The organism is Marinomonas sp. 63XJN7_7_ISO-PGPR-S23-202 (assembly GCF_056173505.1).
Window position 1 is genome coordinate 2,571,708 of the sequence record NZ_CM149677.1, and the last position, 14,989, is coordinate 2,586,696.

At 42.5% G+C, this 14,989-nt stretch carries 14 protein-coding genes; 4 read left to right on the forward strand and 10 right to left on the reverse strand.

The window, feature by feature from the left end:
* Positions 1-62 precede the first annotated feature (62 nt).
* Genes hemN through AC0VYG_RS11855 form a run of 3 tightly spaced genes read left to right on the forward strand, consistent with a single transcriptional unit; the run spans position 63 to position 2,781 of the window.
* Complete coding sequence (hemN, locus tag AC0VYG_RS11845) at positions 63-1,433, forward strand: oxygen-independent coproporphyrinogen III oxidase (protein ID WP_475432474.1); 1,371 nt, start codon at positions 63-65, stop codon at positions 1,431-1,433.
* Between the two features lie 15 nt (positions 1,434-1,448).
* Positions 1,449-2,213: a fumarate/nitrate reduction transcriptional regulator Fnr gene (fnr, locus tag AC0VYG_RS11850; protein ID WP_475432476.1), complete on the forward strand. Its 765-nt coding sequence runs from the start codon at positions 1,449-1,451 to the stop codon at positions 2,211-2,213.
* A 25-nt stretch (positions 2,214-2,238) separates the two neighbouring features.
* Positions 2,239-2,781: an adenine phosphoribosyltransferase gene (locus AC0VYG_RS11855; protein WP_475432477.1), complete on the forward strand. Its 543-nt coding sequence runs from the start codon at positions 2,239-2,241 to the stop codon at positions 2,779-2,781.
* 99 nt (positions 2,782-2,880) lie between these two features.
* Here the strand turns inward: AC0VYG_RS11855 and AC0VYG_RS11860 are convergent, their stop codons facing one another.
* The 4 genes from AC0VYG_RS11860 to AC0VYG_RS11875 form a co-directional block, all read right to left on the reverse strand.
* Positions 2,881-3,447 carry a YfaZ family outer membrane protein gene (locus AC0VYG_RS11860; RefSeq protein WP_475432479.1) on the reverse strand — a complete coding sequence of 189 codons (567 nt, stop codon included), beginning with the start codon at positions 3,445-3,447 and terminating at the stop codon, positions 2,881-2,883.
* Between the two features lie 10 nt (positions 3,448-3,457).
* On the reverse strand, positions 3,458-4,294 hold the full coding sequence (gene ttcA / locus AC0VYG_RS11865; protein WP_475432480.1) for a tRNA 2-thiocytidine(32) synthetase TtcA: 837 nt from the start codon (positions 4,292-4,294) through the stop codon (positions 3,458-3,460).
* A 95-nt stretch (positions 4,295-4,389) separates the two neighbouring features.
* Positions 4,390-4,944 carry a SprT family zinc-dependent metalloprotease gene (locus tag AC0VYG_RS11870; protein ID WP_475432482.1) on the reverse strand — a complete coding sequence of 185 codons (555 nt, stop codon included), beginning with the start codon at positions 4,942-4,944 and terminating at the stop codon, positions 4,390-4,392.
* Between the two features lie 5 nt (positions 4,945-4,949).
* The gene (locus tag AC0VYG_RS11875; protein ID WP_475432483.1) at positions 4,950-6,683 is read right to left on the reverse strand and encodes a RecQ family ATP-dependent DNA helicase; all 1,734 of its coding nucleotides are present in this window, start codon (positions 6,681-6,683) and stop codon (positions 4,950-4,952) included.
* Positions 6,684-6,795: 112 nt separating this feature from the next.
* Here AC0VYG_RS11875 and AC0VYG_RS11880 point away from each other — a divergent pair, with 112 nt between their 5' ends.
* A complete protein-coding gene (locus tag AC0VYG_RS11880) occupies positions 6,796-7,464 on the forward strand; it encodes a YecA/YgfB family protein (protein WP_475432485.1) in 669 nt (222 codons plus the stop codon).
* A gap of 54 nt (positions 7,465-7,518) precedes the next feature.
* Here the strand turns inward: AC0VYG_RS11880 and AC0VYG_RS11885 are convergent, their stop codons facing one another.
* The 6 genes from AC0VYG_RS11885 to AC0VYG_RS11910 form a co-directional block, all read right to left on the reverse strand.
* A complete protein-coding gene (locus tag AC0VYG_RS11885; RefSeq protein ID WP_475432486.1) occupies positions 7,519-8,679 on the reverse strand; it encodes a SpoIIE family protein phosphatase in 1,161 nt (386 codons plus the stop codon).
* Positions 8,680-8,689: 10 nt separating this feature from the next.
* Positions 8,690-8,992 (reverse strand): STAS domain-containing protein, encoded by a 303-nt coding sequence (locus tag AC0VYG_RS11890; RefSeq protein ID WP_475432488.1) that lies wholly within the window; start codon positions 8,990-8,992, stop codon positions 8,690-8,692.
* 23 nt (positions 8,993-9,015) lie between these two features.
* The gene (locus tag AC0VYG_RS11895) at positions 9,016-9,327 is read right to left on the reverse strand and encodes a BolA family protein (RefSeq protein WP_475432489.1); all 312 of its coding nucleotides are present in this window, start codon (positions 9,325-9,327) and stop codon (positions 9,016-9,018) included.
* Between the two features lie 105 nt (positions 9,328-9,432).
* Positions 9,433-12,849 carry an SbcC/MukB-like Walker B domain-containing protein gene (locus tag AC0VYG_RS11900; RefSeq protein WP_475432490.1) on the reverse strand — a complete coding sequence of 1,139 codons (3,417 nt, stop codon included), beginning with the start codon at positions 12,847-12,849 and terminating at the stop codon, positions 9,433-9,435.
* Positions 12,850-12,864: 15 nt separating this feature from the next.
* Positions 12,865-13,596: a DUF4194 domain-containing protein gene (locus AC0VYG_RS11905; protein ID WP_475432491.1), complete on the reverse strand. Its 732-nt coding sequence runs from the start codon at positions 13,594-13,596 to the stop codon at positions 12,865-12,867.
* Positions 13,596-14,987, reverse strand: coding sequence for a Wadjet anti-phage system protein JetA family protein (locus AC0VYG_RS11910; protein ID WP_475432492.1), 1,392 nt, complete (start codon positions 14,985-14,987; stop codon positions 13,596-13,598). The genes AC0VYG_RS11905 and AC0VYG_RS11910 overlap by 1 nt, the downstream gene beginning before the upstream one ends.
* Positions 14,988-14,989: the final 2 nt, after the last annotated feature.

Genomic DNA, 14,989 nt, shown 5'->3' on the forward strand with positions numbered 1-14,989 from the left:
GTCATACGAACAGAATCCTCATAAGAGTAAACTGCCATTAGAAAATTTAATAGGAAAATATCATGATCTGGGATCCATTACTCATTCAAAAATACAACTTATCAGGCCCTCGGTATACCTCCTATCCGACAGCGCCGTTGTTCGATGCCTCCATTAGCAAAATTGCTCTCATCGACAGAATGTTACGACCTTCAGACGCCCCAATCAGCCTATACTTCCATATCCCATTTTGCGCCCACCTCTGTTACTACTGCGCCTGCAACAAAATTGTGACAAAACAATACGACAAAGGCGAGGAATATGTGGAACTACTTGGAGAAGAGATACGCCTACGTAGCTTAATGATTGATGCTAATCGCCCCGTGACACAACTGCACTTTGGGGGCGGCACACCAACCTTTTTGTCTGAACCACAGTGGCAACAATTATTTGATGTCATTAATCGACATTTTTCTTTGATCACAGACGGTAGCCAGGATTATAGCGTTGAGATTGATCCCCGCGAGATCAGCAAATCAAAACTAACCCTCTTAACAAATATGGGAATAAATCGCGTCAGCATAGGGGTTCAGGACTTTGACTTATCTGTCCAAAAAGCCATTCACCGAATACAGCCAGTTGAAATGGTAGAAGCGCTCGTCAATGACTGCCGCGAACTTGGCATACGCTCTATTAACTTTGATTTAATTTATGGTTTACCGTTCCAAACTTTAAACGGCTTTAAAGAGACATTGAACACCGTTTTGAGATTGCAGCCGGAACGTATTTCCGTCTTTAACTACGCCCACTTACCAGAACGGTTCCCAGCTCAAAAACGGATTCTAGACAACAGTTTGCCTTCTGCAGAAATGAAACTGCATATTCTAAAAATGACCATTGATACATTAATAGAATATGGCTACGTGTACATTGGCATGGATCATTTTGCTAAGCCAGATGATACCTTGACGGTTGCTCAAAAAGAAGGCAAATTACAGCGTAATTTTCAGGGGTACACTACCCATGCAGATACGGATTTAATTGCCTTTGGGGTATCCGCAATCAGTAACTTAAGCGGCGTTTATATCCAAAACCATACCGACCTGTCTCTTTATCAAAATAGCATAGAAAATGGTCAGCTTCCTATAATGAAAGGTTACATCAGTGATAATGATGATAGAATTAGACACAGAGTCATTATGACACTTATTAGTCAATTTAAATTAAGCTTTCAAACAATAGAACAAGAGTTTAACATCCACTTTAGAGAGTACTTTGCAGTAGAACTTGCCAAATTAAGGCAGCTTGAAGCGGATGGCATTATTGAAATTATTAGCCATCCAGAAGATACTATTATAAAAGTAACAGACAGAGGACGATTACTTATTCGCTGCGTATGCATGGCGTTCGATAAGCATTTGAACAGCGTAGTCAAGTATTCGAAAGTAATATAATCTAGGGAGAGTGAAATGCCCGCAACAACACACACACAATCACGTTTCAGCAGCAAGCTATCTTCTCAATGTCAAAATTGCAGCTTAAGCGCACTATGTTTACCCATTGCTCTGGCAGACGAAGATATCAATCGGCTAGATCAAATCATTGAACGCAAACGTCCCCTAAAAAAAGGGGAAGTGCTATTCCATCAAGGCCAGCCTTTTAGTTCTGTCTTTGCGGTAAGAACTGGCACCTTAAAGACTTTTAACATTACTTCCTCTGGGGAAGAACAAATCACTGGTTTCTACTGCCCTAGCGAGTTGGTTGGCCTAAGTGGTATTGATGATAATACTTACCCTATTTCTGCTAAAGCATTGGAAACGACCACTGTGTGCGAAATCCCATTTAGTCATTTGGAGAACCTTTCCTCACAAATTCCGTCCCTCAAACACCAGGTGTTCAAGGTAATGAGCCGTAAAATCGGCGATGACCAGCAAATGATGGTTCTTCTAGGCAAGAAAAATGCCGATGAAAAAGTGGCCTCTTTTCTGCTTAACCTATCAAATCGCTTTAAAAAACGCGGCTATTCTGCAACATCCTTCCGGCTTTCCATGTCTCGTGGTGAGGTTGGCAATTATTTGGGCTTGGCAGTCGAAACCGTTAGTCGTGTAATCACACGCTTCCAAAAAAATGAATTAATCCAAGTAGATGGCAAAGAAATATCCATTATTGACCTTCCAGAAATGCAAAAACTCGTGGGAGTTGCGCCTGATTGTGGTAAAATAGCTCAGTTTTGAACTACAAACTAGGCGCACTTTGATTATGCTTTATGATGATTTCTACGTTAAGTCATTAATTCGTTCTGTTGAAGACTGGCCAAAGCCAGGCATCAACTTTCGAGATATCACTCCTATTTTTAGCGACCCAAAAGGTATGCGCATGGTGGTCGATGCCTACGTGCATCGCTACATTACCAGCGATATTACTCATATCGCTTGTATTGATGCTCGGGGCTTTCTCATCGCAGCAGTACTTGCGTATGAACTACAAAAGCCGCTGATTTTGATCCGTAAAAAAGGGAAATTGCCTGGCAAAACCATTTCACAAGCATATGACTTAGAATACGGTTCCGCTGAGCTGGAAATTCAGGAACACTCAGTAAAAGCAGGCGATAGTGTTTTGTTATTTGATGACCTGATTGCCACAGGCGGCACTCTATTAGCTGCTATTGAGCTTATAACGAGCCAAGGTGCAGAGGTTAAAGAAGTGGCCGCTATTATTGACTTGCCTGACTTAGGCGGAAGCCAAAAACTCCAAGATAGAAACATACCCGTTTTTAACCTGTGTGCATACGAAGGCGATTGACTGCGCATCTGTCTCTCTTTCTAAAGACTGAAGCTTGATGCACGAGAAAATCAATCAATAAAAAAGGTGGCATTAGCCACCTTTTTTATTTATGCACCTTTAAAAAGCCACATCGGCACCGACAGAAACGCCATCATTACTTTTTTGACGCTGACCACTTTTGTATATGGCCTCTGTCGCACCATAATTAACAAAAACACGGGTGTTGTGCGTTGCCATATACTCGAGGCGAGCGTTATAAGTATACATATGATCCAATCGAGAAATCGTTAGCACCTCAGGAGAATAATAACCCGAAGCGTATATGCTTAAACGATTTGCCATAGGGAAGGTATAACGATACCAACCACCTAACGCAACCGCCAATGCAAGATCATTATTTTCGCCTTTTAAGTCAGAATCTAGAGCATAAAGACGCGCTCCCAGTCCAACCTGCAATGGACCAGTCGCATTTGTGTCCCGAATACCCAGTCCAGCATAAAGTGAAGAGGTATCTTTATCCGTATCGTGCGTTCCCCCCGCATCGATTGAAAAAGGGCCTGCATCAATACTAGCATCCGCCTTCAACAAATCGTTTCTTAAGTCCACGCTAGCATTAGAAGCCAATACCATGGAAGAGCTTAGCAACCCTGCGGTCAACAATAGTGCTTTATTGCTTAGTTTCATTAGAACTTTCCTATAGTGAAATAATATTCAATTTATTAAATGCATCTTCTGATTGTTTTAAGCCTTTAAAGTCAAACAGATCATTATCAGCAAGATGGGAAGGCACCACATTCTGCATAGCGGTAAACATAGAATCGGCTCTTCCCGGATAATCTTTTTCCCATTGCTGAAGCATATCTTTAACCACTTGCCTTTGCAGGTTCTCTTGTGAACCACATAAGTTACAAGGAATAATGGGATAAGCCTTCAGATCAGCAAACGCTTGAATGTCTTTCTCCTTACAATAAGCTAATGGCCGAATAACCATATGCTTTCCATCATCGCTTAACAGTTTAGGCGGCATAGACTTTAACTTACCACCGAAAAACATATTTAAAAAGAGCGTCTCAAGTATGTCATCTCGGTGATGACCTAAGGCAATTTTAGTCGCGCCAATCTCTTCCGCAAACCCGTAAAGTGAACCACGACGTAAGCGAGAACATAAGCCACAAGTGGTCTTACCTTCTGGAACGATTTCTTTGACGATGCTGTAAGTGTCTCTCTCTAAAATATGATAATCGACACCCATTTCGTCAAGGTAGGCTGGTAACACATGCTCAGGGAAACCGGGCTGTTTTTGATCTAAATTCACAGCGATGATGCTGAAATGTATGGGGGCGCTGGCTTGTAAATTTCGTAAGATATCAAGCATAGTATAAGAGTCTTTACCGCCAGACAGGCACACCATCACCTTGTCACCTTCTTCAATCATGTTAAAGTCAACAATGGCCTGACCTGTCAAGCGTCTTAGACGCTTTTGCAGCTTATTAAACTCAAGTTTTTCTTTCGGTTTGTTAGATAAATCCATTATGTACACGCTATAAACTAAATGCCGCTATCTTACTATAATCATTATTTTGTCGCATTAAAAAAGCAGCAACTTGATAAAAAGCTTGCACATCATTAACGCTTTGACAAGCTATCAACAAAATGCAACTTAGTCCCGCACAGCTTGCAAATATACTCAGTGCCTTTTTGTGCTCTAGTATGACGCTGTTTGGTGAAAGTATGCGTTTGACAATGACATTGGTAGTAATAACTGTGTTTTGGAGGAGGAACATCGAAGCTGTGGGTACGTTGTGGCGAAAGTCCATACACCTTGTGCATCACAGCCTGCCATTCTTTACCATGCGGTCGCACATCATTTCCGTATATCTGAAATACAATAATATGAGCAACCTCATGGGGCACAACCGTGTCCAAAAAATCCTGAGGGTTTTGCTGGTACATATACGAATTAAAGCGCACTTCATTTTTATGCAAATGCGCAGTGCCTGCTGCTCGACCCTTTTGCCGTAGATTCACATTGGGTAACTTAAACTCAGTACCGAAGAATTGATTTGCTCTGCTTATGCAATCGGCAACTTTTCGTTGTATCGTGGCGAGAGGCTGTTTTGGCGCATCAGACTCATAGGCTTCATTACTCATATCGAAAGAAAGTTGGCTTTTTGCATACATTGGCCCTATTCCTCGTTTGTTCTTACGTCATGCATGATGGTTAACAATTGGTCTGCGCAAGAAGAAATTGCTTCAACGGATAGCCCTGTTAAACGACTCAATGAGGCGACATTGCTCGGTTTATGCTGTTGTACTAGTCGCAATTGACGATCAGACAAGGGATTATTTTGATCCCGACTTTTCCACGCTTTTAATTTGTGCCAATCCGTCAGTTCCTTATGAAGCCTATTCTCATCTAATATTGGATAATAACGCTCATGGGGCAAAAGTATTTGTTCTTCCCCCTTCAATACTCGCTTGGCCTTTTGATTCATGTGCACACAAAAAGTGGTTGAATGGTCTATTTTGATATAACCAAATCCAATTAAATGTCGAATCACCGATTTCCATTGTGTGTCGGTAAACTCTCTACCTTTCCCAAATAAAGGCAGCGTTTCACCATGAATTTTCATAACCGCTTTGCTGCGTTTTCCAAGCAGAACATCAATAAGCACCGAGAAAGGCTGGATCCCTTTTGTATAGTAAATAAGAGAAAGCATTTTTTGTGCCGCAATGGTTGCGTTTTGCTCAGAAGACGGCGACAAACATCGATCACAGTGCCCACAAGGCCCAATCTCTTCCCCGAAATGTGCGAGAAGGTTTTTGCGTCGACATCCTCGACTTTCAAGCACTTTAAAAAGTGCACTCAATCGATCATGGCTTTCATCATCACCAAATTGTTGCGCCTGTAGCATATCCTGAAGCCCGTATAATAATAAAGACTTTGCAGGCTTACCATCCCTGCCAGCACGACCAACCTCTTGAAAGTAGGCCTCTGGGCTGCTCGGCAAATCGTAATGAATAACAAAACGAATGTTGGCCACATCAATGCCCATACCATAGGCAGTGGTTGCCACCATAATGACACCAGACTCATTAAGAAAACGCTGATGATGCGTTTGTTTATCCTGTTCTTGCATTGCCGCATGGTAAGGCAAGCTGGTTAATCCAAGACTCTCAAGCCAACTTGACAATTCTTGGGTTTTTTTCCGTGAGCGACAATAAATAATGCCCTTTTCACCCGCCATTTCATGATGCAAAAAATACAGTATTTGTTGTTTAGCTTTACGCTTTTGAGCTATTTGAATCTCAATATTCACCCGATCAAAGCTGTTTTTTAATAATAAACACTCACTGATTTGTAGAGAATTTTTAATAGTCTGAATCGTTCTTTGATCGACCGTGCCGGTTAACGCGATAATCGGAACCTTAGGAAAAGTGGCGCGAAGCCCACCAAGTTGACTGTATTCTGGCCGAAAGGCCTCTCCCCATTGAGCGATGCAATGGGCTTCATCGATGGCAAAAATAGAAATTTGAATATCTTTTAAAAAACCCATCACGGTTGGCTGCACAATTTTCTCAGGCGACATAAAAAGCAAATCCACTTGATCATGCCGCAGCGCCCATACCAAATCGTCTTGCTCTTCAATATTTAAAGCAGAATTAAAAAAATAGGCGTTAACACCTGCTTTTCGGAGCGTTTCTACCTGTTGCGCCATTAACGACAAGAGTGGGCTAATGATAATGCCAATACCCTCTCGTATTAATCCTGCTGACTGGTAGACTAAAGACTTACCACCGCCAGTAGCGGCCATCAATAAAACATCATTACCCGAACAGAGGGCATCAATGGCTTCCTCTTGCAGGGGACGGTAGGCTTGGTAGCCGAAACGGGAAAGTATTGTGTGTTTGCTTATCATAAGAGAATTATCTCTCAAGTAACGCTATTGTGCATCGATTTTCAGACGCTTTTTCGCTAGAATTCGCCACTTAATTCGCTTATATCACTTTTAAAGTTTTAGGAAGTCTCATATGGCACACCAACCTCTTGATGATCTTGAGTTAGATACAATAGAAACCTTTTTAGAATCCGATCGAGTTCATGAAGAATGTCAAAATTTCGTAATGGCTCATGGTTTTTTAACCGCTCTGGCCATTTGCCCCTCCCAGTTTAATGAGGAACAGTGGCTTCCTGTCATTTTTGAGGAAACCCCAAACTTTGAAAGCCCAAAAGAAGAGAAGCAAATTACTCAGCTAACGTCTCGTTTATTTGTTGATATCCAAAAAGAGCTTGAGTCAGAAGAGGGCTTTCTTATTCCATGCGAATTAGAAATGGGACCAACACCAGAAGAGCTAAGCGAACTTCAAGAATGGGCCACCGGTTTTATGGAAGGCGTCTTCATGACAGAAACATTCTGGTTTGAAACTGAAAAAGAAGAAGTAGTGGCTGAACTTTTGCTGCCTATTATGGTGGCCTCTGACTTATTTGACGATGAAGAAGTAATGCAGATCAGACAGAGCGAAAAACTCACTCAATCCTGTATTGAACAAATTCCTGAAGTCGTAACAGATCTCTTTCTCGTGCTGAGAACCGAACCGGAAAAGCGCCCAACACCTGCAGCATCCAAACATGCTAACAACAAACAAGCAGGCCAAAAATCCAAAAATAACAAAAAGAAAACAAAACCCAAGAAGCATTAATAGCGGAACAACGCTCTAACCTATAAAGATAAAAGCGATGATCCTCCTCAAGTATTATCGCTTATTTTCGGACTCTTTTTTTCTTATCGCGACAAATGTTATATCATCTATCTGCTCTGAATGGCCTTGGTATTGAGATAGCCTATTCTTTAGATCATCTTGTGCTTGAGCTAAATCGGCATTGGCATAACAGACCGAGACTAGCGCCTCCAAGGACTCTGCTCCTAGCATCTCTCCAGCCTCATTTTTTAACTCAGAGACCCCATCGGTCGCGATAACTAAGGTATCTTCTGCAGCAATATTGAACTCACCTAACGTGCTATCAAACTCAGATGGCCCTAAAATTCCTAATGGCATGTGCATAGACTGCAAATAGTCGAGCTTACCATCTTGGCGACGGATATACGCCTTGGGCATACCGCCCCCCCAAAAGAACAAACGACCACCAGGCTTAATTAATACGATGTAGGCCGCGCAAAACATATAATCAGGCAGAATACTGATCAACATACGATTAATATGGCTTGCAAGCTTAGATATTTCTATGTGATCGTCTACAGCATCAAAAAACGCTTGCGCAACAGGTAAAGCTCCTATAGAAGCAGAAAGGCCGTGCCCGGTAAAATCTCCTACAAATATGAGACGTGCCCCATCGGAACGGGAATTCACTAACGCTAAATCACCATTGAAGCTGGCGGCAGATAATCGGGTAACTGCCACATTATGATCCGTGTTTTCACAACGTATTAGAACATGATCAAGCACTTGATGAGCCATTTTGTGCTCTCGCTCTATCATGGTTTTGTAATACACCAACTCTCGATTTTTTTGCGACATCTCTTGCACAAGCATCACCTGACGCTTGTGGCTTTCTATACGGGTATTGAATAAAGCTTCCTGGAAAGGCTTTGCTAAAAAATCATCGGCACCAGCATTGAAACATTTTTCCATCGTTGAATCAGAGGATTGTGACGATAAAAAAATCATTGGCACAAAACGACCATTTGCACTTAACTTAAGCTCTCTAATAAGGGCTAAGCCGCTTCCACCCTTAACAAGAACATCTAGGGTAACCAGATCGGGTTCCCACTCCTCGAAAAGATCAATCGCTTCTTGAAACGTCGTGGCCGTTTTTACATCTAGCCCATGACTCTTAGCGCACATACTAACAATTTCACGGTAAATCGGCTCGCTGTCGACGCACAAAAGTTTCATTGAAATGCCTTTATCGAATAGTAAAACGTTTATCAAAACGAGAAATCATCAAAATATTTTTGATGAAGTCATTGGCACCTTTTAATTCTATATTACACTCATCCCCTAAACTATTTTTCATGCTAAGCAGCATACCCAAAGCCGCACTATCCAAATATTCAACCTGACTCATATCCACACGAAAAGACATTGTCTGGCCGATAAAATCAGCATACGCGTCTTTAAATTCATTGAATAGAGAAAAATCAAAACTTCCAACAACGATAATATCAACACAATTATCAGCTTGATGATAATTTACTGTAATGCTCATATGAACCTTAATAACGCGAGTTATTACCCGCGTCCTCCTCCGTGGCAATTAGGTGAAGCAGACACATCACCTTGTCGTTCCGACCATTCTTCAGGGGTAAACAGATGCATTGCTAATGCGTGAACAAGATCCATTTGTTTAGATAATACACGGTACACTAACTGGTGACGCTGCACTAAACGCTTGCCAGAAAACTGGTCGCTGACCAAAGTCAACTTAAAATGCGACTCACTACCTTCCGGCACGTTATGCATATAGCTCTCGTTTTCTAAAACGAGATACTGAGGAGAAAGCGCTTCCATCAAGTGCTGCTTAATATCGTTTTCTATTTTCATTTTATTCCGGCCTATCATTTAATCTAGTCGTTTTAATACTATATTAACCCCATATTTCGCAGTCATATAGCATACATGTCATTAATCCATTAATAACATTGGCCTTTACGCTGGATTTAAAATGGCTTCCATATCGCCATTCAGCAACGTTTGCCCTTTTTCTTTTGGGTAAGCCACATCAATAGAAACAGCCCCTCCTTCACGCCATACACTAATGACCGTATCCATATTAGCCGCCATAACAGCCCGTTTATCATCAGGTGCCGCCGCAATAACCTGCAAACCAATATCTTTCATAAAGCCCATACAAGTAGACGTTTTAATCATATCAATTTTGTTAAACGCTTCATCGAACATCGCCAAAGAAAAGCCTCCGACAATGTCACCATCCATGGTCTCGTGTAATCGATAAGTCGTCGATAATGCCGCCGCGATCGCCAAATAAAATGGAATTTGGTGCTCACCACCCGACCCCGTCTGAATGCGCTGGCTCAACGTTGTCTTCTTGTTACCATCCGCATCAAGAATATCGACTTCGAAGTTATAAAACTTACGATAATCCGCCAGATCCTGCTGCTTCTCTTCGTCTGTAATCAACTCTTGAATCGCCGTAATGGCACGCAAATGCTCTGGATCCCCCGTCATTTCAGGGTCAAACAAACCACCGACATTCGCTTGATCTTGCGCACTAAAACGATCAACCAAATCAAGAATATCTTTCATATCACCATTTGGGTAATAACGGAACTGGTAAGTTTCATTATTAAAGGGGCGACGTTTCAAACTGTGATTAAGCTCCCTAATAATATGAGCGACCTGATCCAAGGAATCTTTAAGTTTTGACACGTAATCAGAACGGAAGGTTTCCTCGGCTTCTCGTCTAGCAAGCTCAGCACGTTTGGCGTATTTTGCCAGCTCCGTTTCACTTAATACGTCAATTTGGTAATTCACATAATGCTGGAATTCTTCAAATTTGGATTCCAAATAATCCAGTTGAATATCGTTATCCATATTTGCATTATGATATTTAGCATAATGGTCAGCCACATCCTTACGCACTTTTTGATCAAAGCTTCGAGACTTATCTTCTGCTTTTTCAGCACGACTGATGGCTTCCTTATAAATGGCAGCCCCATTGACCATACTGTTTTCTAACAGCGCATAACGTTCACTGGCAAATTCTGCATTATAAAGTGGGCTGGCAGTGAGGCGGTTACGCTCTTCATCAAGAGCCGATAAGGCTGAACTCAACTGGTTTTTTTGTGTATTCAATGCGCCGTATTGCTCGGAAATTTGTTGACGCTCACGGTCTAATTTTTTCTGATCTAGCTCTACGGTTTCAATGCGCACTTTCAGCGCTTCAATCTTCTCTTGAAGATCTTTATCATCATGCTGCTGAAGTTGGGCGATCTCCACTTCGACACTTTCAAGTTCTTGTGTCAGTCGCGTAACCGCATGGGTCGCATTATTTAATGTTTCAGCATCGAACTGATTGCTGGCCATAATACGCCCTAATAGATTGTCTGCCTGCTCTAAGCGCTGATCCGCCTTAAGGTGATCCATCAACTCGCCACTTAATTTGGCCAATTGCTCTTCACGAGACTGCCTCATGCCTTCTGTATTAATCCCCACCATCATATGTGGCACAGAGCGGATAGTGGAAATACTGCCAGACAACTTCAACATGCCATCGGCAGTCATCGCGCTTTCTTCACGCAATAACTCGCGCTCTGTTTCCACCGGCTTAATACCACCTAACCGACGATTCAAATACGCTTGGGCATGATCATTGTTACAACGGATAAATTTGAGTGCTGAGTTACGGTCGCCACGACTTAACCATAAACGAGTCTGGGTTGTATCAACAACACGACACCCCATTAACTGACGACGATGGGCACGGAAAATTCGAATCGCTTCTTCCGCATCCTCAGGTTCAACAATCAAAGCTTCGCGCTGAGCCCCTAAATACCCTTCAATCGAATCTTGCCATTTACGATCCGTTACCTCAGCCAAATGACTAAGAGGGGTCGCCGTGATGTGAGCGTCTTTTAATAGCGCAATCAAGCGCTTGGTATTTTGCGATAATGGACTCACTCCACCTTTCAAGGAAGATACATCTGACTCGAGCTGTTTGCACTCATCCTTCAAATTCAAAATAGTACGATTTAACTCTGAACGCTGTCTGAAGACCAAGGCCTTTTCCGCGTCTAAACTTTCATTGAGCGCACTCAGCAATTGAGTTAACGGTTTTAAACTCGACTCAATACGGCCATCCTCGCCAATCAGACCAATATAGTTGCCAATTTCTTTTACCTGTGCATTTGTCTGTTCGGATAATAGGTCCTCAAACGCCGACAAAGATGACATCAGCACAATAATCTGACGAGCCTGAACGATGGCCTTTTGATCTTGTTGAGCTTGCAATACCAAGAACTTTTTATTTTGCTCTAACTGCTGAAGCTTAAGCCCGACATCAGAATGCTCATACTGTTGCTCTAAACGTAACAGCTGCCCCTGTAATTGCTTAAGCAAATGGCCTTGAGTCGTCAACTCTTCATCAATTTCTTCTTCACGCTCTTTGTGAAGCTCATACTGATCTTGTATATCATCTTGCTTGGTACTTAATTCATCAAAACGCGCTTCTGTGGCAATCCAATGATAATTAATCGCCGTTTGTTCTTGTTGGTGTTTTTTCTCACACTCTTGTTGGATCAATTTGAGATCGTCAATGCGTTTGGAGACTTCTTGTGTTTTGCTTTCAAGTTGACGATATTCATGGAGCGATTTTTGATACGCCCCCACCTGAAGTGGTGCTTCTGCTAAAACGAAATCTTGAACAAAACGCGTAGGCGAAGCAATGGGCACAAACTTTAAGGCGTTTTTAAAGTTCTTCAAGAAACTATCAAGGGTAATCAGCTGATCTGAACTTGGGCTAAGCTCTTCCAAATAACGATTGATGTATTGTGTGGCAGAAGCGCTGCCCGATTTAATATAAGGATCCAGGCAGGCTTTTTTCATGTTTTCCCGCACTTCAATCCAGGGTTTCGCCTTATAACTTTTGCCTTCCATCAAGTCGATAAAGTCTTCTTTATGAACCCCAAAATTTGGCAACACATAACGACCCAAGGTATCTTCCTCAGGGGACGCCAACGATGCACTTAATGCAAGACCAACTGTCGATTCTTTACCCGTGATTGAATCTTCGAACACTAACGCCAGATAACTAATAGCATCTTGTCTTGGTTGCGCACCTAAGCTTTTCGTGTTGGCTTGGCCTGAGTCAATCATCCCCAAAATATAAGAGCGAATACTACGACCACTCGCCTTACCATCGTTTGCACTGGCGTTATAGTTAAGATGCCGCTTACTTGCACCGGTTAAGACGGTTTGGATAGCGTCTAGAATCGACGATTTCCCAGACCCCGTTGGCCCGATAATCGCGGTATTACCTCGGATATTGATTTCTTCTGCACCCAACAGGTACCAGTTTACCAATACAATTCGATTTAACTTTTTCATGTCTTGGTTCCTGTCTTAATCTTCTTTTGTCATCGATTCTGTCGTATCTGTACTGCCGTGAGACGCTTCTTCCGAGTCACCGACTTCACTGTCCCCATCATCATTCACTTTAGGAGCACTGGCTTGTTGAGCCTCTTCAGGCTCTAACTCAATGTCATCATCCTCAGGATCCACACCATTGAACGACTCCAGTTGACGCAAGTAAGCCTCCGTCACAATTAATCGCACGACGGGCGTAATGTTAATGATCATGTTTTTACTGTCTTCTTCGTAAGTTTTACCACGAATAATGACACCATGACGGCTGAATAAACTAAGAATGTCTTTAAAGCGCGTTTCTGTCGGAATTTCACGTTTCACCAATTGCACATAGCGATCCAGAATCGTGTGCGTATTCGTAGCAACAAACCCGTTATCGATTTCGAAGTTCTCCACTTTTTCTTCGTATATTTGGCGCAGTACCAATAGAAAAAGGGTTTCATCGGTTTTTAAACGAACAAACGCTTCGCGCTGAACGGGTAAAACGCCTGCCAAACGCTCATTCTCATTCACATATAACTTCATACCCAGCGCATCAAATAGATTGGAAAAGTAATCGTGATATGACTCAACCAATAAATAGTGCTTTCTTTGCCCATGCTTAAAGGCGCTCACGAACTGATTCGCGAGTACGAAGTTGGCGGTTTGTTGAAACTCTTGAGCGTCTTTTCCAGACTCCTCAACCACTTTCTTTAATTCTCTAAGCATTACGCTTGGCTCCTACGCACTACATTAAATTCACGACATTCTACAAAGTCATGCACATCTAAATAACGCTCTGTAAATTGTACTTCAAACGCTTTTTCTATTTTCTTTGCGGTTACCCCTAAAGAGCCGACATAGCGCAAATGGTCAAAACACACTAAGTCTTCAACCGACTCAATGGTAAAATCCAAGATGTGCTTGTTCTCTTGGGTGTTCATCTGCCGTTCCAGATAACTTTGCAGCTTGGTCACCGTTACTTGGCGGGCTTCGTGGAAGCGGCGCTGCTGATCTCTCAGTTTAATGGCATCAATAGAAACTTCCGCTGGGGTCATCACTCTTGGTGGTGGCGGCTCTCGGCGTTTCATCGGCTGAGCCGCAGATTCCATCCCCACAATGCGAGAACCAATGACATTTTTTAGGGTCGGCAAGCGCTCGAATTTGGCTACATCCGAAATAATCCCCGATATTTTATTCGCCATACCAGGGCGAGAACTGTCCATATAACGAGCCGTATCAGCGGCCCTTTTTTCTAATCGATAACGGTATTCATCAATGCGATCCAAACGTTGCTCAATGGTACTGAAAGTTTGGATGATGTCTCGACAGTCTTTTTCTACCAGAGCTTGCGCTTCTGCCATGGTGATTAACTGTTGATCCACATAACATTGGGCCACATCGCCCATTAAGGCGGGGTTAGACAAAAATTCCTGAGCGTACTCTAGAATTTGCCGTCTAAAGCGAAAAGGGTTATTGCTGGTTTTAATGGTTTTATAGTCTGCGATTAAAATGCCTTCTACAAATAAATCAAAAAAACCAGCCACAATGGCTTTTGGATCACGACTTGAAAACAACTCTCTTTGTAAGCTACGAATTCCCAGCAGAATCTGATTAAGGTGGGCCGAGAAATCCCGCGATGCTTCAGCGGATTGACTCAAAGTCACCCCACGCTCTTTGGGATGTTTCGCAACGGATTCCAAGTTACTTAGAATGCTCAGCACCGTGGCCCCATAGTTGCGTTTACCATGGCGACTAATTTCCACCAAAGCACGCAACAACATAGAGATTTGTGGCGTCATCAATACACTGACGCGATACAACTCTTGCTCTTCAACAAGCCACCCAGTATTGACTAGCCGATGATAAATCCTCAACGCGTAATCATGAATGGTTTTAGGGGATTCGAACGACTCTTTCTGCTCATCGTGCCAAGCGTAACTGTCTAAGTTATGCAAGGTGTCTTCAATCGATTCAATAATAGTCGACTTTTCTTTAATAGGATCTTCAGCGTGGTCATAAAAAACCTCTGCTAAATCATACAATACCGCTTCAATTAAGCCACGGTTTGAACCAGATAGTGCTTGGAAAATTTCATCAGGAAGGTGTCTAAAAAGCATCC

Excerpts from the sequence above, each read along its gene's own strand:
- AC0VYG_RS11870 (WP_475432482.1), bottom strand. The coding sequence starts at position 4,944 with ATGTATGCAAAAAGCCAACTTTCTTTCGATATGAGTAATGAAGCCTAT.
- AC0VYG_RS11910 (WP_475432492.1), bottom strand. The coding sequence starts at position 14,987 with ATGCTTTTTAGACACCTTCCTGATGAAATTTTCCAAGCACTATCTGGT.
- AC0VYG_RS11875 (WP_475432483.1), bottom strand. The coding sequence starts at position 6,683 with ATGATAAGCAAACACACAATACTTTCCCGTTTCGGCTACCAAGCCTAC.
- AC0VYG_RS11890 (WP_475432488.1), bottom strand. The coding sequence starts at position 8,992 with ATGAGCATTACAGTAAATTATCATCAAGCTGATAATTGTGTTGATATT.
- AC0VYG_RS11860 (WP_475432479.1), bottom strand. The coding sequence starts at position 3,447 with ATGAAACTAAGCAATAAAGCACTATTGTTGACCGCAGGGTTGCTAAGC.
- AC0VYG_RS11905 (WP_475432491.1), bottom strand. The coding sequence starts at position 13,596 with ATGCTTAGAGAATTAAAGAAAGTGGTTGAGGAGTCTGGAAAAGACGCT.
- AC0VYG_RS11855 (WP_475432477.1), top strand. The coding sequence starts at position 2,239 with ATGCTTTATGATGATTTCTACGTTAAGTCATTAATTCGTTCTGTTGAA.
- ttcA (WP_475432480.1), bottom strand. The coding sequence starts at position 4,294 with ATGGATTTATCTAACAAACCGAAAGAAAAACTTGAGTTTAATAAGCTG.
- AC0VYG_RS11895 (WP_475432489.1), bottom strand. The coding sequence starts at position 9,327 with ATGAAAATAGAAAACGATATTAAGCAGCACTTGATGGAAGCGCTTTCT.
- hemN (WP_475432474.1), top strand. The coding sequence starts at position 63 with ATGATCTGGGATCCATTACTCATTCAAAAATACAACTTATCAGGCCCT.
- AC0VYG_RS11880 (WP_475432485.1), top strand. The coding sequence starts at position 6,796 with ATGGCACACCAACCTCTTGATGATCTTGAGTTAGATACAATAGAAACC.
- AC0VYG_RS11900 (WP_475432490.1), bottom strand. The coding sequence starts at position 12,849 with ATGAAAAAGTTAAATCGAATTGTATTGGTAAACTGGTACCTGTTGGGT.
- AC0VYG_RS11885 (WP_475432486.1), bottom strand. The coding sequence starts at position 8,679 with ATGAAACTTTTGTGCGTCGACAGCGAGCCGATTTACCGTGAAATTGTT.
- fnr (WP_475432476.1), top strand. The coding sequence starts at position 1,449 with ATGCCCGCAACAACACACACACAATCACGTTTCAGCAGCAAGCTATCT.